The 20761-nt window shown below is 58.8% G+C and carries 18 protein-coding genes; 16 read left to right on the forward strand and 2 right to left on the reverse strand.

Annotation, left to right across the window (positions count from 1 at the left end):
* Window positions 1-23: 23 nt before the first annotated feature.
* The gene (locus tag NOM06_RS09165; protein WP_236323144.1) at window positions 24-2036 is read right to left on the reverse strand and encodes a methyl-accepting chemotaxis protein; all 2013 of its coding nucleotides are present in this window, start codon (window positions 2034-2036) and stop codon (window positions 24-26) included.
* Window positions 2037-2288: 252 nt separating this feature from the next.
* Here NOM06_RS09165 and hinT point away from each other — a divergent pair, with 252 nt between their 5' ends.
* The 13 genes from hinT (at window position 2289) to tyrA (ending at window position 14744) form a co-directional block, all read left to right on the forward strand.
* Window positions 2289-2639: a purine nucleoside phosphoramidase gene (gene hinT / locus NOM06_RS09170; protein WP_021231009.1), complete on the forward strand. Its 351-nt coding sequence runs from the start codon at window positions 2289-2291 to the stop codon at window positions 2637-2639.
* The gene (locus NOM06_RS09175) at window positions 2639-4075 is read left to right on the forward strand and encodes a COG3014 family protein (protein ID WP_255911233.1); all 1437 of its coding nucleotides are present in this window, start codon (window positions 2639-2641) and stop codon (window positions 4073-4075) included. The genes hinT and NOM06_RS09175 overlap by 1 nt, the downstream gene beginning before the upstream one ends.
* Before the next feature lie 82 nt (window positions 4076-4157).
* Window positions 4158-4556: a YcfL family protein gene (locus tag NOM06_RS09180; protein WP_201941447.1), complete on the forward strand. Its 399-nt coding sequence runs from the start codon at window positions 4158-4160 to the stop codon at window positions 4554-4556.
* Entirely contained in the window at window positions 4556-5152 is a 597-nt protein-coding gene (lpoB, locus tag NOM06_RS09185) for a penicillin-binding protein activator LpoB (protein ID WP_005302153.1), read from the forward strand. The genes NOM06_RS09180 and lpoB overlap by 1 nt, the downstream gene beginning before the upstream one ends.
* A gap of 10 nt (window positions 5153-5162) precedes the next feature.
* On the forward strand, window positions 5163-5987 hold the full coding sequence (locus NOM06_RS09190) for a phosphotransferase (protein WP_255911235.1): 825 nt from the start codon (window positions 5163-5165) through the stop codon (window positions 5985-5987).
* Between the two features lie 3 nt (window positions 5988-5990).
* Entirely contained in the window at window positions 5991-6848 is an 858-nt protein-coding gene (locus NOM06_RS09195; RefSeq protein WP_005353080.1) for a DUF6279 family lipoprotein, read from the forward strand.
* 96 nt (window positions 6849-6944) lie between these two features.
* Window positions 6945-7379: a hypothetical protein gene (locus tag NOM06_RS09200; protein ID WP_255911237.1), complete on the forward strand. Its 435-nt coding sequence runs from the start codon at window positions 6945-6947 to the stop codon at window positions 7377-7379.
* Window positions 7380-7537: 158 nt separating this feature from the next.
* Window positions 7538-9340, forward strand: a complete 1803-nt coding sequence (gene secD / locus NOM06_RS09205; protein ID WP_255911240.1) for a protein translocase subunit SecD — start codon at window positions 7538-7540, stop codon at window positions 9338-9340.
* A gap of 151 nt (window positions 9341-9491) precedes the next feature.
* Window positions 9492-10409: a protein translocase subunit SecF gene (secF, locus tag NOM06_RS09210; RefSeq protein WP_005334046.1), complete on the forward strand. Its 918-nt coding sequence runs from the start codon at window positions 9492-9494 to the stop codon at window positions 10407-10409.
* 289 nt (window positions 10410-10698) lie between these two features.
* Window positions 10699-12000 (forward strand): glucose-1-phosphate adenylyltransferase, encoded by a 1302-nt coding sequence (gene glgC, locus NOM06_RS09215; RefSeq protein ID WP_005334047.1) that lies wholly within the window; start codon window positions 10699-10701, stop codon window positions 11998-12000.
* Window positions 12001-12046: 46 nt separating this feature from the next.
* Entirely contained in the window at window positions 12047-12265 is a 219-nt protein-coding gene (locus tag NOM06_RS09220; protein WP_255911241.1) for a hypothetical protein, read from the forward strand.
* 143 nt (window positions 12266-12408) lie between these two features.
* Window positions 12409-13482 carry a 3-deoxy-7-phosphoheptulonate synthase gene (locus NOM06_RS09225; protein WP_255911243.1) on the forward strand — a complete coding sequence of 358 codons (1074 nt, stop codon included), beginning with the start codon at window positions 12409-12411 and terminating at the stop codon, window positions 13480-13482.
* A 134-nt stretch (window positions 13483-13616) separates the two neighbouring features.
* Window positions 13617-14744 carry a bifunctional chorismate mutase/prephenate dehydrogenase gene (tyrA, locus tag NOM06_RS09230; RefSeq protein WP_255911245.1) on the forward strand — a complete coding sequence of 376 codons (1128 nt, stop codon included), beginning with the start codon at window positions 13617-13619 and terminating at the stop codon, window positions 14742-14744.
* 562 nt (window positions 14745-15306) lie between these two features.
* Here the strand turns inward: tyrA and NOM06_RS09235 are convergent.
* Window positions 15307-16344 carry a porin gene (locus tag NOM06_RS09235; RefSeq protein ID WP_064336762.1) on the reverse strand — a complete coding sequence of 346 codons (1038 nt, stop codon included), beginning with the start codon at window positions 16342-16344 and terminating at the stop codon, window positions 15307-15309.
* A gap of 396 nt (window positions 16345-16740) precedes the next feature.
* Between NOM06_RS09235 and dinG the strand changes: the two genes are divergently transcribed.
* The 3 genes from dinG (at window position 16741) to NOM06_RS09250 (ending at window position 20696) form a co-directional block, all read left to right on the forward strand.
* Window positions 16741-18813 (forward strand): ATP-dependent DNA helicase DinG, encoded by a 2073-nt coding sequence (gene dinG / locus NOM06_RS09240; RefSeq protein ID WP_139411342.1) that lies wholly within the window; start codon window positions 16741-16743, stop codon window positions 18811-18813.
* Window positions 18814-18958: 145 nt separating this feature from the next.
* Complete coding sequence (locus tag NOM06_RS09245; RefSeq protein ID WP_255911247.1) at window positions 18959-19618, forward strand: DUF2057 domain-containing protein; 660 nt, start codon at window positions 18959-18961, stop codon at window positions 19616-19618.
* 181 nt (window positions 19619-19799) lie between these two features.
* On the forward strand, window positions 19800-20696 hold the full coding sequence (locus NOM06_RS09250; protein WP_255911249.1) for a histone deacetylase: 897 nt from the start codon (window positions 19800-19802) through the stop codon (window positions 20694-20696).
* Window positions 20697-20761 lie beyond the last annotated feature (65 nt).

Raw genomic sequence — 20761 nt, forward strand, 5'->3', positions numbered from 1 at the left:
CTTGTTGTTTCAACTCTCGACCATCAGGCGCTCAGGCGGAAGCGCTTGACCAGGCTCTCCTGCTGCTCGGCGAGGGAGTCCAGCTGCTGGCTGGTCTCGGCCACCCGCTCGATCCCCTGGTAGTTGAGATCCGAGATATCGGAGATGCGGTTGAGGTTGGTGGCGATATCGGCGCTGGTCGCCTGCTGCTGCTCGGCGGCAGAGGCGATCTGGCTCGACATGTCGCTGATCAGCACCACAATCCCCTGCACCTCCTCCATGGCGTTGTTGGCGTGAGAGCTCTGATCCACGCAGCTGTCCATCTCGCGAGAGCACTCCTGCATCACGGTTACCGCTCTGGCAACCCCCTGCTGCAGGTTCTCGATCATGGTCTGGATCTCGCTGGTGGATTGCGCGGTGCGGCCCGCCAGACTGCGCACCTCATCCGCCACCACCGCAAATCCGCGCCCCTGCTCGCCGGCCCGCGCCGCTTCAATGGCAGCGTTGAGGGCCAGCAGATTGGTCTGCTCGGCGATGCCTCGAATGACATCGAGGATATTGCCGATCTGGCTGCTCATGGCGCTCACATCACCAATCACCTTGCCGGTCTGTTGCAGCTTGCCCGCCAGTTGATGAGTGGTGGTGATATTGCCTGCCATCACCTTGCGCCCCATCTCGGAGGCCTTCTCCACATCCTGCACCCGCTCCAGGGTCTGGTTGGCGGCCTGCGCGACCTCCCGCACCGAAGCTTCCATCTGGGTCATGGCGGCGGCGACCGAGGCGGTCTCCTGCCGCTGTTTCTCCAGATCCGCCCGCACTGATTCGGTGGTATGGCGATTGCCGTGGGCGGCATCGTTAAGCTGGGCAGACGCTTGTGAAAGCTGTGCCAGCACCTCCCCCATCTGGGCAATCAGCAGGTTGATCTGGCTGCCCAGCTGGCCAAATTCGTTCTTGCTCTGAAAACCGATACGCTGGGTCATGTCGCCCTGGGTCACTTCGGTCAGCACCCGCAGCAACTCCCTGAGCGGACGGCGAATGGCCTTGCCCAGGGTATAAGCCACCAGCATGGCGATCAGGATGGCGACGACGATGCTGGTTCCCTGGGTCAGGGTGCTCTGGCTCTGTGTGGCTTTGGCGTGCTGAATGCTTTGACTCATCAGCTGCTGACTCTGGCCGGTGATCCGCTCAAGCCGGTTCTGGATCTCGACGATGAGGGCGCTGGCCTGCTTGCTCTTCTCCCGCATCTGTTCCTGCTGCTTCATCAGCGCCAGATACTGGGAGAGCACGCCTTCGCTTGCGGTGGTGTCGCGCACAAAGCCGTGAACATAGTGGCCCATGTCGTTCTCGAAGTTCTTCAGCTCCCCCTGCAAATCCTTGATGGTGCTGTTGAACCCCTCAATCTGCATCTTGTTGCGCTTGAGCGCCCCTTCGATGGGGGCCGGAATGGTCTGATTGAGGGCGTCCATGGTGGAGAGTTCGATGGCGGAGAGCTTGGTGGTCAGGGTCTCGGAGAGCATCTTGATAAAGCTGTCGTCGATGGTGACCATCATGTCACCCAGACTCTTCTTGAACTGGGGCAGACTGACCTGAAACTGCCCCTTGGCCAGATTGACCTTGTGCAGTCGGGTGAGCAGCGCCTCGTGTTCGCCGGGCAGGGTATCGGTCAGTTGCAGGTAGCTGTCGACCTGCTGGCTGAGGCTGCTCATCTCCCCTTGCAGTTCAGGGTGGTGGGCCACCTGCTGGCGCAAGACGTCAAGGCTCTTGCCCACCGCAGCCTTGGCCTGTTTCAGTTCGGCCACTTCGGCCGGCAGCTGTTTGGGATCCTGCTCGGTGAGCACATCCCCCAGCCACTTGTTGGCGCTGAGCAGGGTGATCTGGGTCTGGCTGCTGGCAATCACCAGCGGCATAGACTGCTGGGTAACCTGCTCAAGCGCGTTCCCCAGAGTCTCCTGACTACGAAATGTGAGTAGTGAACTGGCCACCATCACGGCCACCAGGATCGCGAACCCAAGGTAGACTCGCTGCAAGATGGAGAGATCCGACATTGTTTGTTTCATTATTGTCCCGCTGTATATGCAAAAGTCCCTTGCCTGAGTACCCCGTCCTTTTGATACCCTGCAGACCACCCTGAACAGGCGCTGCAGATGACGTCCCTCTGGCTATCGGTATTTTTAACAATAACTGAAGGGAATGGGACATCAGCTGTGTCAAATGTCGGCTTGTGTCACACTTGGCGTGCTGCTCGCCCCCCTTTCGGGAGCCGCTTGGGGTTCTAGTTCAATTTTCTGTTTCATATAAGGGAGTTAGCCATGGCGCAAGAAACCATTTTCAGCAAAATCATCCGTAAAGAGATCCCCGCCGACATCCTTTATCAAGACGATCTGGTCACCGCATTCAGGGATATCCAGCCCAAGGCCAAGACCCATATTCTGATCATCCCCAATGTACTGATCCCCACCGTCAATGACGTGGAAGCCGAACATGAACTGGCCCTTGGCCGGATGTTCACCGTGGCCCGCAAGCTGGCAAGCGAGGCGGGCATCGCCGAAGATGGCTACCGCCTCATCATGAACTGCAACCGCCACGGCGGGCAGGAGGTCTACCACATCCACATGCATCTGGTCGGTGGCCAGCCGCTGGGACCGCTGCTCAGCCTGTAATGAATCGCAACGCCTCAACCTGCCGCAGCGCCCTGTTGCTCTGCGGCGCCCTGCTGTTGCTGGGAGGCTGCGCCTCCCGCTGGCAGGATATGTTCGTCTCCTACTCCGATCAGATGGTGCCCCTGCGCAACCAGCTGCTGTTGGGCCATGCCGCCGAGGCGCTGCCCGAGGTGCGCGACTCCACCCTTGGGGATGACACCTTTGTGCTGGATCGGCTCGAACAGGGGCGCATTGCCTGGCTGGCGGGTCAGGATGCGGGCAGCAAGCAGGCGTTCACCGCCGCCGACAGTCGCCTTCAGTGGGAAGACAATCAGGCCGAATACCGGCTGAGCCACGGTCTGGATCAGGTGGGCAGTCTGCTCACCAACGATCAGTCGATGGCCTATCGTACTCCCGATTACGAACGCACCATGCTGCACCACTATCTGGCCCTCAACTATCTGCAACGGGGTGATGCCGATGGCGCCCTGGTGGAGGTGCGTCGGGCCAATCAGGTACAGGAGCAGGCCCTGAAACGGCGAGCCGATGAGGTGCGCAAGGCGAAGGATGAGAGCGAAGAGGCCGAAGCAGAAGGCGAGATGCGCCAGCTGATGTCGCGCGGCGCACCGGATCTCGACCGGTTGATCGGCAAGGTCAAAAACGGTTTTCAGAACGCCTACACCTTCTATTTTTCCGCCGTGCTCTATGAGGCGGCCGGGGATCTCAACGATGCCTGGGTCGACTATCAGCGCGGCTACCAGATAGCGCCGGACAACCGCAGCCTGCAAGATGCCTTGCTGCGTCTGGCGCGGCTGCGTGGTTCACCAAACGAGATCCGCGAGACAGAGAAAAAGGTGGGCCGCAAAGCGCCGCCGCTTGCAAAAGATCAAGGCCAACTGGTGGTGCTGTTTGAAGATGGTTTGATCCCGGCACGGCGCGAACTCTTCCTGCCGCTCCCCGTCTCCACCTCCCGCGGCAATTTTCGCACCTTTACCGTCGCCATCCCCTATTACGATAATCGGGCCAGCGACACCGGCCCGCTGACGGTAGAGATCGGCAAGCGGGTCGAACAGACCAGCGAGCTGGTGCGGCTGGAAGCGCTGGCCGCCAAAGATCTGCAGGAGCGGCTGCCCGGCATGCTGACCCGCCAGGCGCTGCGACTGGTGGCCAAGGAGCAGATGCGCCGCACCGCCGCCAAAGAGGGGGGCGATGTGGGCAATATTCTGGTGGGGATCTTCAACACCCTCTCGGAGCGGGCCGATACCCGCAGCTGGCTGACGCTGCCAGCGCAGGCATCGAGCTGGCAGGGAATAGTGCCGGCCGGTGACATCAATCTCACCCTGGGCGCGGGGGCAGCGCAGCGGCAATTGCCGCTCACCATCCACAAGGGACGCACCACCCTGGTCTGGGTACAGCGCCTCGGCGCCGGTCTGACCACCCGGGTGATGCCGCTCTGAGCAGATGGCGAAGAGAGATGAGCAAGACAATTAACCGGGCAGGCTCACACGCGGCCCCACTCACCCGATTAAGGAGAGCAAGATGAAAGCATACGGGTTGGCCCTCGGGCTCGCGCTGCTGCTGACCGGCTGCGCCACCAACACCTCCGGCGTGGCGCTCTATGGCCCGGCGGGCGGTGCACCCACGCTGGAGCAGCATCAAAACGTCAACGTCACCCTGACCGAGCTGAGCCGCCGCCAGCAAAATGGCCTGCTGCAGATCAATGTGGCCGCCGCCAGCACCCAGCGCGGCGATAACAAGCTGCAATATATCTTCTATTGGTATGATGAGGCCGGTCAGGAGGTCGCCAGCGATGGTCGCGGCTGGACCCCCATCAAGCTGCATGGCTATCAGACCCGCACCCTCTCGGCCCTGGCGCCCAGCCCGGCGGCGCAGGGTTACCGGATTTACGTACGCGAAGTGATTGAGGAATCCTACTGATGAAAATGAATCATGCCCTGCTGATCCTGACCGGCGCTTTGCTCTTGGGCGGCTGCTCCAGCACTACCGTCAGCTATGGTGATCCGACCGAAACCGAAACCGTCACCGTTGATTACGGCTCAAGTGACCTGCAGGCCATCGCCGACAAGATGGCGGACTCCATGCTCGCCTCCCCTGCCACCAGCGAGATCACCGCAGGCGGTCGTCCGGTGATGTTTATGGACTCCATCCGCAACAAGACCTCCGAGCACATCGATACCGAAGCCATCACCGACACCATCCGCACCAAGTTGCTGCGGGCTGGCAAGTTCCGCTTCGTAGACATGAGCAAGGTGGCCGCCGTCAAGCAGCAGCTCGAATACCAGCAGAGCAGCGGCATGGTGGATCCTGCCTCCATGGTGCGGCTTGGCAAGCAGACCGGTGCCCGCTACATGGTCTATGGCAACCTCGCCAGCATCGTCAAGGACAATGGCAAGGTGAAAGATGTCTACTACCAGATGACCATGAACCTGATGGACCTGCAAAACGGCGAACTGCTGTGGGCTGACCAGAAAGAGATCCGCAAGCAGGCGAAGAAGTCCACCTTTGGCTGGTAACAGGCTCCTGGTGACAGGCAACCGTGATCCGCTACTGGCCAGCCTGCCCGCCCCCTGGCGGGAGGGGCTGCTGGAACCACTCGGGTTAGGTCTGACCAACTGCAACTATCGACTGCGCCTCCCCTCGGGGCGCAGTTACTTTTTGCGTCAGGGCCACTCCGACCCGGTGCGCCTTGGCATCGACCGTCCCACCGAGTGGCAGCTTTATCAGGGGGCGATGGCAGAAGGGTTGGCGCTGCCCTGCCACTATGGTGATCCCGCCAGCGGTCTGATGCTGCTCGAATGGTGCGATGAGCCAAACTGGGTACACGCGGCGCCACCGGAAGCCGAGCAGCCCCGTCTGCTGGCAGAGGTGCTGCGCAAGCTCCATCGCCTGCCGCTACCTTCGGTGGTGATGGCGGTGCGAGCTCATGCCGCAGGCTATCGCACCAGACTGGCCCACATCCCCTCCTGGCTGCCCGCCCTGGAGCGGAGCTTGCTCGCCAGCAGTGAGCCAAATGATTGCTGGCGCCCTTGCCACCATGATCTCAATCCGGCTAACTTGTTGGGAAGCAAACCCTGGGTCATCGACTGGGAGTATGGCGCGGCAGGTCACCCCGGCTTTGAGCTCGCCAGCATCGAGCGCACCCATGAGTGGCCCGCCGAGCGGCGTGACGAGCTGGAAGCGCACTATCTGCAGGCCGTGCCGCGCCACCAGTGGCCCGATTTTCAGAGCGAGGCATTTTTACCCTGGGTCGACTATATCGGCCTGCTCTGGGCCCTGCTGATGGCAGAGCAACAGCCCTCACTCGACTATGACACCCTGATCGCCATCAACCGGCAACGACTGGAGTAACAGATGATAAACAAGGTGCGCTGGCACAAGCCGAAAACCTGGGGTCTGCTGCTGATCGGCCTGCTGCTGACCGGCTGCTCCACCCGGGTGATCTACTACTGGCTCGATACCGCCATCATCTGGCAGCTGGATGACTACTTTGCCCTCTCCTATTCGCAGAAGGATCTGCTCAGCCGCGAAGTGAAGGGGCTGATGGCCTGGCATCGCCAACACGAGCTGCCGCGCTACGCCAAGGATCTCGACGCGCTGGCCAAGGCAGTAGCCAGCCCCATGACGCCGGAGCAGATCTCGACCAATCTCGATGCGGTGCAGCAGAGCCTGACCCGCACGCTGGAAAACACTATCCCCCGTGCGGTCAGGCTGGCGCGCACCCTGACCGACGAGCAGGTGGCCCGCTTTATGACCGATCGGGTCAAGCGGCAACAGGAGCGACAAAAGGACTTTGCCACTGAGCCCAAAGAGCAGATGCTGGCGGAGTTTCGCGACAAGATGAACAAGCGTCTCGAGTTCTGGATTGGCGAGGTGAAACCGGCACAGGCGCCACTGGTGGCCCAGTGGGCCGAATGGCAATACGAGCTGATGCCCCCCTGGCTCGAGTTTCAGGAGTCCTGGACCCAGGAGCTGGACAGGCTGATGAAGCAGCGCCAGAGTCCCGACTTTACCCGCGAGCTGACTGACCTGCTGGCCGAGGGGGATGGGTTGATGGATGGCCGCTTTACCGGCTATACCGAGCAGTCACGCCAGCGTACCGTCAACTGGCTGAGCGCCATGAGCCAGTCGCTGGATATCTCCCAGCGGGCCCATCTCTACTCCCTGCTCAAGGGTTATGCCCGCGACTTCAAGCAGATGAGCGGCAGCTGACGAGCGGCACCGAATGGTGCCATGCGCCCGGGGCAACCTTGTTCAAACCGGGCGCGTGTGGTAGTTTGCCCTTTCTATTTATCGGGAATTAACTTTTTGCGCCTTATCGACAAAGTAAAACTGGTGCTGGTAACTCTGGTTATCGCCCTCACCCTGCTTTGTTCCATCGCCCGAATGGAAGGCCCGCTGCTACCCGCATCTCCCCAGAGTGAACAGCAGCAGACTCAGGTGTTCAATCAGCTTAGCGACAGCGATGATGGCATCATCAAGTTTGTCGGCAGCCATCAGAATCACCTGCTGCGTCTCGAACAATCACTGCGCAGTGACAACCAGCCCAAGAGTGTGGTCTACGAGCTGATCCAGAGCTGGTCGGCCCAGGCCATCCTGCTGTTGCTGCTCGGCTGGCTGATGCTGGCACCCGAGCTCTATCACAAACAGAGTTTTCGCGATCGCTTCGGTGCGATCCATCGGCGCCATCTACAGCGCCAACATCTGCAGTACCGCTTCACCCAGAGCTATCTGAACGTCTGACCCCGGAGGGGCTGGCACATCCACTGTTTGCGCATCTCCTCTTCCTGACGGATCCGGCAACTGCCTGATCCGCATCTGATGCATCCCATTTTTTGCGCCTTGCCGAGCCTTGTTGCTATCGGCCTAGGCACCATTCTCCTGACAGAGGCTTGTTTGCCATGAGAAAGAGCAATCGCACCGTTCTCAACCGCATGAGCAAGTGGCAGTACGCACTGCTGCTGTTGATGCTGTTGACCTTTACCTTTTACTCCCTGCCCACCTTTTTCGGTGAGCAGCCCTCCCTCGGCCTGCACGGACAGCCGCGCCTGACCACCCAGCAACAGATGCTGCTGAGCGACAAACACCTGACCCCGCTCAAGGTCATTGAGCAACCTGAGCGAGTCGAGCTGGTCTTTGCCAGCCAGGGTGAACAGCAGCGCGCCAAGCAGTTGCTGGAGCAGCAAGGGGTCGACAGTGCCGCCCTGACCCTGGAGTTTCACTCCAACGCGCCGGCCTGGATCACCCGCCTTGGCGCCGACCCCATCAAGCTGGGGCTCGATCTGCGTGGCGGCTCCCAGCTGCTGATCGGGGTGGACGTGGACTTTGTCATCGACAATCAGACCAAGAATCTGGTGGATACCCTGCGCACCCGTTTCCGTGAAGCCAACCTGCGCGGCGCCAGCGTCACGCGCAGCGCACAGGGCGCCGTAGCCGTCACCCTGCCGGAGGTGGCCGAACAGGAGAGCTGGCTCGCCATCATCAAGGAGAGTGCCGGTACCCGTCAGGATCAGTGGAAGCTGACCCGCTCCGGCAATGATCTGAAACTGGTGCTGAGCGAGGCGGAGCGTACCCTGCTGGTCAACAACGCCGTGACCCAGAACCTGTCGATCCTGAAAAAACGGATCAACGAGCTCGGCATCGTCGAAGCCTCGGTGGTGCGTCAGGGGCAGGATGGTATCCGTATCGAACTGCCTGGGGTACATAACCCCAAGCAGGCGAAAGAGGTGATCGGCGCCACCGCCTCGCTGGCCTTCTACGAGGCCAAAGCCGACAGCCACTTCTATATCGCCGATCGCAACGGTCAGGCCGTCGGCATGGCGCGCAAGCCGGTACTCACCGGCGAGCACATCGTCGATGCCCGCGCCAACATGGGCGAGATGGGTCAACCCCAGGTCAATATCGTGCTCGATACCCTGGGTGGCAACAAGATGAACCAGTTCAGCCGCCAGCATGTGGGCAAGCCGATGGCGACCGTCTTTACCGAGTACAAGACTAACGCCCAGGGCAAACTGCGCGCCCAGAGCGAGGTGATCAACGTCGCCACCATCCAGACCGCCCTTGGCAACCAGTTCCGCATCACCGGCATTGGCAGTCTGCCGGAGGCGCAAGAGCTGGCCATGCTGCTGCGTGCCGGCGCCCTCACCGCCCCGCTCAAGATCCTGGAAGAACGCAGTATTGGCCCGACGCTGGGGATGCAGAATATCGAGGCGGGCTTCACCGCGCTGGCCTTCGGCATGGCGGGCATGATGCTGTTCATGATGGCCTGGTACCGCAAATTCGGCTGGGTTGCCATCACGGCGCTGGTCGCCAACCTGTTGATGCAGGTCGGCATGCTGGCGGTGCTGCCGGGCGCCGTGCTGACCCTGCCGGGGATCGCCGGTCTGGTGCTGACGGTGGGCATGGCGGTGGATACCCATGTGCTGATCTTCGAGCGGATCAGGGACCGTCTGCGTGAAGGAGGTTCACTGGCCAACGCCATCGATTTTGGCTATCGCTCGGCCTTCCACACCATTTTCGATGCCAATATCACTACGCTCATCTGTGCTGTGGTGCTCTACTCCATCGGCTCCGGGCCGCTGCAGGGCTTCTCCATCACCCTCATTCTGGGTCTGCTCTCCAGCATGATCACCGGGATCTGGGGGACGCGCGCCATCATCAATCCCCTGTGGGGACGAAGCAGTGAGCGCACGCTGAAGGTGTAACGGGACAGCAGTCCCTCTGATGAGCGGCTTTGGCTGCGCCATCGGCCATGGATATGGCCGGGGCGGCCAAAGCAGAACACTATTTTCCCGGCGTGTCACGGCACGTCGTGATGGGCCAACAGCCTGATGCTGGCTGGCCAAGGAGAGAATTATGTTGAGAATGATCGTTGCCATGGGGTTGACCCGTTGGCGTTATATCGGCCTGTGGGCTTCCATCCTGCTGACCGTGGCCAGCGTCGCCATCTTGTTGGTGAACGGCCTGACATTGGGGCTCGATTTTACCGGCGGGATCCTGCTGGAGTTTCATATCCAGACCCTGAAAGAGGCCCATGAGCTCAATGCCATGCTGGTCTCCCCGCTGGCGGGAGCCGTTGAGCTCAGCTCGGCCGGTATTCCCGGCGAGTGGCTGATCAAGCTGCCCCCCCACGAACTGCCCTGGCCCGCGGCAGATCTCGCCACCATGCTGACCCAACAGCTGGGGATGCCGGTCGAGTTGCTGCGCACCACCATCGTCGGCCCTCAGGTGGGTGCCGAACTGTTCCAGCAGGGGATGCTGGCGGTGCTGGTCGCTTCGCTGGCGATGTCGGCCTACCTAGCGTTTCGTTTCGAGTGGCGTCAGGCCATCGGCATCCTGCTCTCGGTGGTCCATGACGCCATCGTGGCGCTGGGGCTGCTGTCACTCTTTCAGATCGAATTCGATCTGAACATCATCGCCGGTTTGATGGCGGTGATCGGTTACTCCCTCAACGACAGCATCGTCATCTCGGACAGGCTGCGGGATCTGCTGAGCTCGCGTACCCAGATGGGCATCCACGAATGTTCCGATGTGGCCATCAAGGCGACCTTCAGTCGCACCATGATCACCTCGGGCACCACCCTGTTTACCGTGGGCGCGTTGTTGCTGTTTGGCGGTGACGCCCTCTACGGCTTCTCCTTCACGCTGTTTGCCGGGATCCTGGTGGGCACCGTCTCCTCCATCACCGTCGCCTCGACCGTGCAGGAGCTGCTGGGCCTCACCCCGCAGGCCTACCAGAAGAAGAGCGAGGAGCCACTGGCCAACGCAGCCTGAACCTTGTTAACCAGGCCCGGCTCACCGGGCCTCAACAAACCGGGTCCCTGCCAACCATTGGCAGGGGCTTTTTCCATCCCTCCTCTCGGTCTCTCGCCGCCCATTTTGTCGTTCGGCTCGCCTCAATTGACAACTGACCATATTGAAAGCAATGACGGATCAACCCGTCATTTTTAATAACAAAAAGGTCATTTTATTACGTCGTAAACCATAAAATGTGACTGAAAGCACTTTCTTGAGGGCTCAAAGGAGGCAACATTGTAGTGATTTATCTACAAAGGGATATGAGATGTTGTTACAACCTGCCAATACAGCAAAATCCAGACAGTTGCTGAACGAGACCATGGCTTTGGTACTCGCAGGAGGGCGGGGTAGTCGCCTCAAACAGTTAACCGACAACCGTGCAAAACCTGCCGTTCATTTCGGCGGCAAATTCCGCATCATCGATTTTGTGCTCTCCAACTGCATCAACTCCGGCATTCGTCGGGTCGGTGTCGTGACCCAGTACAAATCCCACAGCCTGTTGCGCCATCTCCAGTCCGGCTGGTCTTTCCTGCGCTACCAGATGAACGAGTTTATCGATCTGCTCCCTGCCCAGCAGCGGGTGGATGAGGTGAACTGGTATCGGGGTACCGCCGATGCGGTCTACCAGAATCTGGATATCATCCGCGATCACGCCCCCAAATATGTAGTGGTGCTGGCGGGCGATCACATCTACAAGATGGATTACGCCGCCATGCTGCTCGACCACGTCAATATGGGCGCCAAGGTGACCGTTGCCTGCATCGAGGTGCCACGCAGTGAAGCAAGCGCCTTCGGAGTGATGGCGGTGGATGATGATCGCAAGATCAACGCCTTCGTCGAAAAGCCCGCCAACCCGCCCGCCATGCCGGGCAAGGCCGACACCGCGCTGGCCTCCATGGGCGTCTATATCTTCGATGCCGAGTATCTCTATCAGCTGCTGGAAGAGGACATTGCTAACGAGCAGTCCCATCACGATTTCGGCATGGACGTGATCCCCCGCGTGGTCAAAGAGGGCACCGCATTCGCTCACCCGTTTGGCATGTCCTGTGTCGGCTGCTGTCCGGATCGCCGCCCCTACTGGCGCGATGTGGGCACCGTGGACTCCTTCTGGGAGGCCAATATGGATCTCGCCTCCGTCACGCCGGAGCTGGATATCTACGATCAGGACTGGCCCATCTGGACCAGTCAGAACATGACTCCTCCCGCCAAGTTCGTGCAGGACCGAAACGGCCAGCACGGCATGACCATCAACTCCATGTTTGCCGGGGGCACCATCGTCAGTGGCTCTTTCATCCTGAGTTCGGTGCTCTTTACCAATGTGCGGGTCGACTCCTTCTGCACTCTGGATCAGGCCGTTATCTTCCCGGGTGTGGAGATTGGTGCCGGTTGCCGACTGCGCCGGGTGGTGATCGACAAGGGGTGCAAACTGCCGGAAGGCACGGTGATAGGTGAAAACGCCGATGAAGATGCACGTCGCTTTCACCGCTCCGAGCAGGGCATAGTGCTGGTCACCCAGGGGATGCTCACTCGCCTGAACAAAGAGCTGCAGGGAAAACAGAAGCGCTGATCCGCACCCAGACGGGATACCCCTTCTTACCGCAAAGGGAGCCAATATGGCTCCCTCTTTTTATGGCTTATCAGATAGCCGCCTCACACCATCATTGCCATCGCGTAGCTGTGCTGCAGAGATGACATTCAATGTGGTCGAACAGCTGGACAATGCAGCCTTTACGCCTCAAATCGTAAACATTAAATTACAAAACAACCATTACCCCTCCGAAAAAACCTCTGCATTATTCCTGTTTGCGCTATATAGCAGCTCCTTTATCTGACTTTTTAGCGGTAAATCCGCTAGTTTCACTTGATTGTTTGTTTTTCCTTGGTAAGGTGAGGGCGGTTGCGTAACAAAGCAGGTACCATCGTAAACAAATAGGTACAGTCGCTTTTGGCTTAATACAGTAGAGAGAATGAAATCATGCAAAGAGACCCCCTGAACAACATCCATATCCAGTCTGAACAAGTGATGATCACGCCTGCCCAGCTCAAGGAGAAGTTACCCATCTCCGACAAAGCGCTGGCATTCGTGCAAGGGGCCCGCAATACCATCGCCGACATCATTCATCGTCGCGATCACCGGCTGCTGGTGATCTGTGGTCCCTGCTCCATCCACGATATGGACGCCGCCAAAGAGTACGCAACCAGACTCAAAGCGCTGCATGATGCCTATCAGGACTCTCTCTACATTGTCATGCGGGTCTACTTTGAGAAGCCGCGCACCACGGTCGGCTGGAAAGGCTTTATCAACGACCCCAATCTGGATGGCACCTTCGATGTGGAGCTGGGGCTGCATCGTGCCCGCGAGCTGCTCTGCTGGCTGGCGGAGCTGGAGTTGCCGCTGGCCACCGAAGCGCTCGACCCCATCAGCCCGCAATACCTGGCCGAGCTCTTCTCCTGGTCGGCTATCGGCGCCCGCACCACCGAATCCCAGACCCACAGGGAGATGGCGTCCGGCCTCTCCATGCCGGTCGGCTTCAAGAACGGCACCGACGGCAACCTGGGGACTGCCATTAATGCGTTGAAAGCGGCCTCCTCCCCTCACGCCTTTATGGGGATCAACCAGCAGGGCCAGGTTGCGCTGCTGCAGACTCAGGGCAACCCGGATGGCCACGTGATCCTGCGCGGCGGCAAACATCCCAACTATGACTCGGTCAACGTGTCGCTGGCGGAAGAGGCGCTGGAGAAAGCGGGGCTGCTGCCGAGCCTTGTGGTGGATTGCAGCCACGGCAACTCCAGCAAGGATCACCGTTTGCAGCCCAAGGTGGCCGACAACGTCATCCACCAGATCCAGGAGGGCAACCGCTCCATCATCGGGGTGATGCTCGAATCCAACCTGTTCGAGGGAAACCAGTCCAGCGAGCAGCCCAAGCAGCAGATGCACTACGGGGTCTCCATCACAGATGCCTGCATCGACTGGGACACCACCGCCACCCTGCTGGCCCGCTGCCACAACCAGCTGGCTGACCCCCTCAAGGGCAGAACTGCACGGTAAGCCGTGGTATCTTGTCGTAACCTATTGAAAAATATGGGTATCACAGCTGGTGGCATCAAACCGCTCATGCCGTGATACCTTGTTGCATCTTGATTTTCAGGGCGCCGCCATCGAGGCGCCAGCAGGGACTGGATATGGCTGAAGAGTTGAATGTACTCAGGGACAAGATAGATGCGGTGGACAAGCAGCTGATCGATCTGCTGGCCGCCCGTCTGGCCCTGGTGGGAGAAGTGGGTGAGGTAAAGAGCCGCCACGGCTTGCCCATCTATGCACCGGATCGGGAGGCGAGCATGTTGGCCCGCCGCCGCGCCGAGGCCGAGCAGTTGGGAGTACCCGGCGATCTCATCGAAGATGTGCTGCGCCGGGTGATGCGCGAATCTTATGCCAGCGAGAAAGATACCGGCTTCAAATGCATAAAGCCGGACCTTGGCAAAGTGGTCATCATCGGTGGTCAGGGCCAGCTTGGCCGCTTGTTCGGCCATATGTTCAGCCTCTCAGGCTATCGGGTCGAGATGCTGGAGCAAGCCGACTGGCCGCGCGCTGACGAGATCCTCGCCGACGCCGGTCTGGTGATGGTGGCGGTGCCCATCGATATCACCTGCCAGATCATCGACCGCCTCGGTAACCTGCCCCCCCACTGCCTGTTGGTGGATGTCACCAGCGTGAAAGCAGCGCCGCTCGAACATATGCTGGCGGCGCACCAAGGGCCGGTACTGGGACTGCACCCTATGTTCGGGCCGGACGTGGCGAGTCTCGCCAAGCAGGTGATCGTCTGCTGCCAGGGTCGTGACCCCGCCGCCAGCCAATGGCTGCTGGATCAGATGACCATCTGGGGCGCCCGCTTGCAACAGGTGGAAGCCAAGGCCCACGATGAGGCGATGACCCTCATTCAGGCACTGCGTCACTTCGCCACCTTTGCCTATGGCTGGCACCTCTCCCGGGAGCAGGCCAATCTGGATCGCCTGCTGAGTTTGAGTTCCCCCATCTACCGGCTGGAGCTCGCCATGGTGGGGCGGCTGTTCGCTCAGGATCCCCACCTCTATGCCGACATCATTTTGTCGTCACCGCAGAATCTGGCGATGATCCGTCGCTACTACCAAAACTTCGGCGAAGCGCTGGGGCTGCTGGAGCGGGGGGACAGGGACGGTTTCATCGAAGCCTTCTCGCAAGTTTCCGGTTTCTTCGGCGAGCATGCCGACCAGTTCCTGCGTGAAAGCCGCATGCTACTGGCCCAGGCCAACGACCGCCGCCAACACGGCTGATCCTGCAAAAGCAGTAACGCTCATATAACCAAAAAGGGAAGATACTCAGGCATCTTCCCTTTTTGTTTGATACTAATTTCAACGCTAACTCAGTCGCGAGCGGCGACACATCAAGTACCTACCTAGATTTGGCATCACAATCCCCTCTCCCTGCGCTGCATCACATCCACCAAGCATGCCCCTTCCATATCCGCACAATCCGCGCAAATAGCACCGCCCCTTGCAAGTGCAACCAGATACTCACTGTCAAACCAAGCTGCTGCGAGCAATGACTGTATGGCGTAAGGAGAGCAGTGCCCTCCTCATCAAAGAGATAAGCAGGAAGCAGGAAGCAGGAAGCAGGAAGCAGGAAGCAGGAAGCAGGAAGCAGGAAGCAGGAAGCAGGAAGCAGGAGAGATTAATCGAGACAGATGGTTTGCCAAACATCACTTAACACAGCAATCCGGCGATTCATCATGGCGCCAATACGCTGTCGCCGAAAAAGAAAATGGCCGAGATATCATCTCGGCCATTCGTAGACTGGTCAAAGACTCAAGCCTGGATATTACTCATGTGCAACTTATTAGAAGTTGTACTGCAGAGCAACAGTCCACTCGTCGTCTTGCTTGTCGATGCCTTGGATCTTGTACTCGGTGTAAGCTTTCAGCTTCGGAGTGAATGCATACTGAACACCCAGCAGGGTCTCGTCAACCAGATCCTTGTAAGTAGAACCGGCAGCTTGAGCGTTGGCCTTGCCTTCTTTGAAGTTGTAGCCAGCCAGGAAGGTCCAAGCGTCTACGTTGTAAGAAGCAGCCAGCTCGTAACCACGGCCGTCATCTTTCATACCCAGGCTCTTGTTCTTCACTTCGCCTTCAGTGTAAACACCAGCAAAGTAGAAACCATTGATAGCGTAGTGCGCGCCCACAGCCCACTCGTCTTTCTTACCAGTCTGACCATTAACTTTGTTTTGCAGGTCGGAGTAGGCATAACCGGCATTGAAGCCCAGACCGAAGTCAAAGTCATAACCAGCAGCTACGCCGTAAGCTTTCTTACGCTTAACGTCTTTACCCCAAATAGCGTCTTCTTTGATCTTCTGACCAACGTCAGTGATTTTGACCGCTACGTCATCGTTGGTTTGGTAGGAAACTTTACCTTTGAAACCACCGAAGGTGTTGGAGTAGATGATTTGACCTTCTTGACGACCGTCATAGAAGTTACCGGCATCGCCCCACTCGTTGAAAATATCGGTCGGCTCGAGTACATCGTAGAAAGCGGTATCGGTCTGACCGAAGATGATTTTACCGTACTGGGAACCATCAAAACCGGCATAGATGTGACGCGGATCGATGTCGCTGGTATTGCTGCCAGAGTTTTCAGCAGCTACTTGCCACTCGGTTTTAGCAATGGCAGACCAAGTGTTGTTCAGGGCGACTTTACCAGACCAGCCCAGACGGGTTGCACCAACCAGTTCTGCTGATTTGTCGTTAGCTTCGCCGTAGTAGTTAGCCTGTACACGGCCGTATACGTCGAAAGTGGTACCGTCTTTGTCATAGATCACGGCGGCGTTAGCGGCGGATGCAAACAGAGCCGGAATAGCAATAGCCAGAATTGTCTTTTTCATAGTTTCCAATGCCTACTGTAATTAAACACTAAGTTGTTGTTATTCCCTGTGTTAGCGATGTTCTTTGCATCACTATGCCGCCGAGACTAGCACCGGATTTTTTGAACCGCAATGAAAAAACTTGGAACTTTTTACGCAAACCATAGTCATGGAGGCAAAAGTGTGAGCCAAGTCTCACCTGACGGCAAGGCAAGAGGAAAACGTTTACAATGAATCCTGCTGACTATTTGGACTTAAATAGTCTATTTTGCATGCAAATGACGCTAACTACCTGATAAACAACTAAAGTGGTCTGAACAGCGGTAAAACAGCCGTGATAATGGCAGTTGCCTCGACCTCACCAAGGGGTTGCGGGTATCCTTGTCCTTCGATTAACACCTAACTGGCCTTCTCTTCATGCTCTCTACTCGCCTTAAAGCCACCATTCGTCAAACCTATCGCCAGATTTCGGATGGATTACCCGGTTTTGTGCCGCGCAAAGAGCAGAACTTTCTGGTGGCAGAGATAGCCAAAACCCTGACCGGCGAGTACGACAAACAGCGCCGGATCCTGGTGGCCGAAGCGGGAACCGGTATCGGCAAATCTCTCTCCTATGCGCAAGGTGCCATTCCGGTGGCGCGGCTCACCCAGAAGAAGCTGGTGATCTCCACCGCCACCGTGGCCCTGCAAGAGCAGCTGATCCACAAAGACCTTCCTTTTTACCATCGCCACAGCGAGCTGCCGTTTCGCTTTATGCTGGTCAAAGGGCGTCAGCGCTACTGCTGCGAGCATCTGCTGGAGCAGGCAGCCAGTGGCGCCGAGATGGCCAACTTCGAGCTCGACTTTGGCAGTCTGAGCAAATCCAAACCATCTGACAGCGACAAAGATCGCTACCAGGCGCTGTGGCAGGCCTACACCAATGGCAAATGGGACGGGGATCGGGACAACTGGCCGGAGCCCATTCCCGACACTTGCTGGGATCGCATCGCCGCCGACCGCCACACCTGCAACAAGGCGCTGAGCCATCACCAGCACTGCCCCTTTCATCGCGCCCGCAACGACATGGAGAGCGCCGATGTGCTGGTGGTGAACCATGCGCTGCTGCTCTCCGATCTCACCATGGGCGGCGGCATCATTCTGCCGCCCCCTGATGAGTGCATCTATGTGCTGGATGAGGCCCATCACCTGCCCACCATCGCCCGGGATCACGGCGCGGCCTCGGCCAGCGTCAAAGGCTCGCGCCGCTGGCTGGAGAAGCTGGTACAAAGTGCAGGCAAGCTGGCGCGGACGCTTAATAAGGAGAGCCTGCTCGACCCCCAACTCAAACTGCAGGATGCACTGGCCTCCATCCAGCCCGACCTGAAGGCGGTCGAGCAGTGGCTCAGCGCCAACGATCGGCTGTTTGGCAGTGAACCCCACTACCGCTTTGCCGAAGGGGTATTGCCGGATCCCCTGCCCATGCTGGCGGAGAATCTCAAGGAGTCGAGCAAGAAGGCGCTGCGGGCGCTGGATCGGATGCAGGGAGCCATCGGTGAAGCGCTGAAAGATGGCGAGATCCGCCGCAAGGAGGCCGAACCCCTGCTGGCAGAGAGCGGTTTTCATCTGCAACGGCTGGAGAGTTTCTGCGCTCTCTGGGAGATGCTGGGGCGCCATGTCCCGACCGGTAAAACCCCGCTCGCCCGCTGGATGGCCAAGAGCGATGACGGCGATATCTGGCTGCACGCTTCACCGATAGAGGTGGGGTATCTGCTGGAGGAGTGGCTCTGGTCGAAATGTTTGGGAGCCGTGCTGGTCTCCGCGACCCTCACCGCCCTCTCTTCTTTTAGCTATTTTCGCCATCAGGTGGGGCTCAAGGAGCACGACGGTACCCGCTATCTGCGCCTGCGCTCCCCCTTTGACTATCAGAAAGCCGAGCTCTATCTGCCCAAGATGGAGCACGAACCCAACTCGCCAGCCTTTACCAACGAACTCATCAGCGTACTGCCACGAATTCTGGCGGGCAAGGAGGCGAGTCTGGTGCTCTTCTCCTCCTACCGCCAGATGAATGAGGTGGCCGTTGGCTTGCGAGCCAAGGGACTGTCACTGCTGGTGCAGGGGGAAGCCTCCCGCAATGCCTTGCTCACCCTGCACAAACAAAAATGCGATGGCGGTCAGGCCAGCATCCTGTTTGGTACCGGCAGCTTCTCGGAGGGGCTGGATCTGCCGGGTCACTACCTTACCAATCTGGTCATCACCAAGCTCCCCTTTGCGGTGCCCAACTCGCCGGTCGAGGAGGCTACTGCCGAGTGGGTGGAGCAACGAGGCGGCAACCCCTTCCTGCAACTGACGGTCCCGGAGGCATCGCGCAAGCTTATCCAGGCCTGTGGCCGCCTCATCCGCAAAGAGGCTGATCGGGGACGGGTCACCATTCTCGACCGCCGCCTGCTGACCAAACGTTATGGCAAGGGGCTGCTTGATGCCCTCCCCCCGTTTACACGGCGGATCGAGTAGGGTCGACACTGCCTTTATTGATATGGATGCGGATAACAGCATGAACTGCGCACACCTGAAAGAGCCATTGCCGCAGTGAACCAAACCTGCAAAAATGAGCCCCTGTTTTCAGTGGGCAATGCGCCTGACTGTTCAAGGAGATGAAATGAAACTGACTGTTCTGGTACCGGCAGTGGCTGGTCTGTTGTGGGCAGGTAGTGCCCTGGCCAATGCCCAATTGGAAGTGACCACCCCGTATGTCGTCCAGCTGATCGATGGTCAATCCATCAACCCCAAGCTGCTCGACAAAACCAGCACCTTCCCCCTCTCTGCCGGCAAACACCAGTTGGTCGTCGCCTTTGAAGGCAACTACTCCAGCCGTAACGAAATCAAGCTGGTCACCGCAGAGCCGCTGGTGCTGAACTTCACCGCCGCCGACAATCAGCAGCTGGTGCTGGACTATAAAAAGCCCCGCAATGAAGCCGAAGCCAAGCAGTTTGTCAAAGAGCAGAAAGTGGCGCTGAAAGACAAGGTCAGTGGTCAGCAAGTGAGTAGCGAACAGTTCGTGATGCCGAAAGTAGAGGGCTTCCAGCTGACCCGTGACTATCAGCAAGAGCTGATTAACATGGGTAAAGCCTTCAACCAGCCCAAAGCGGTGGCCGTCTCTTCTGCTGCCGTGATGGCTGCAGCCAGCGCACCGGTTCAGGTTGCCCCCAGCAAGGCTCAAAGCAATCCGGAAGCCCTGACCCAGTTGCAAAACTGGTACAACAAGGCAGATGCGGAAACCCGCAAAGCCTTCCAGATCTGGGTTATCCAGCAGCAATAAACCGAGCTGGGATATTGCCTGAAAGGGGAGCCAAGCTCCCCTTTTCCATATCTTGCGATCTTACTCACGACGCGTCTTGATTTATGCGCTGCCACTTCCCCTCTATATAGGGAGTGCATACATGGATTCATCTGCTGATTTCATATATAGAAAGCGTCACCTTTCCAGGGAGAATGGCACCATGTCGCTGCGCATTTTCTATCACCCCCTCTATTCCTCCCTGACGCTACCCGAGCGCCATCGCTTCCCGCTGGCCAAGTATCAAGGGCTGTTTGAACGCCTGCAGGTGCAGGGTTACCCCCTTGGCGAAGCGCCCGCAGCTACCCGGGAGCAAATCTGTCGCATTCACGATGCCGATTATGTCGCGGCGGCCCTGAACGGCCAGCTTGAAGATCGCGCCATCCGCAAGATCGGTTTTCCCTGGTCACCCATGCTGATGGAGCGCACCTTGCGCTCGGTCGGAGCCACTATTGACGCCAGCCGCTATGCACTTGAGCAGGGCTGCGGCTTGCAGATCTCCGGCGGCTACCACCACGCTCATCGGGATCACGGCAGCGGTTTTTGTCTGTTCAACGATTTGGTGATTGCCGCCCAGGCTTGCCTCGACGAGGGGCGCTGTGCACAGGTGCTGATCGTCGATCTCGATGTGCATCAGGGAGATGGCAGTGCGGCTTTGTGCGCCGGACGGCGCGACATCATCACCCTCTCCCTCCATGGTGAGCACAACTTTCCTCATCACAAAGCCACCTCTCACCTCGACTTTCCGCTGCCAAGCGGCATGACGGACGATGCCTATCTCACCACACTGCAACAGGCGCTATCACTGGCACTGCGCCTCTATTCGCCGGATCTCATCCTCTATCAGGCGGGCGTCGATGTGCATCATGCTGACGAGCTTGGCTATCTCGCTCTGAGCGATGAAGGAGTTCGCCTGCGCGATGTCATGGTGTTTGACTGCGCACTGCAGCACGGCGTGCCTATCGCGGCGGTGCCCGGGGGCGGCTATCGCCGCGACTGGCAGCAGCTGATCCCGCTTCATATGTCGCTGTTTGAGACGGCGCGCCACCGCTTTGGCTGATGCATGGCTTTATAGCGCGGACACGCCATCAGAAGTGGGCGGGCACTTCACCAGATAAAACAGAA

Origin of the sequence: Aeromonas sp. JL9, from assembly GCF_024436075.1 — a bacterium.
Lineage (GTDB): Bacteria > Pseudomonadota > Gammaproteobacteria > Enterobacterales > Aeromonadaceae > Aeromonas > Aeromonas veronii.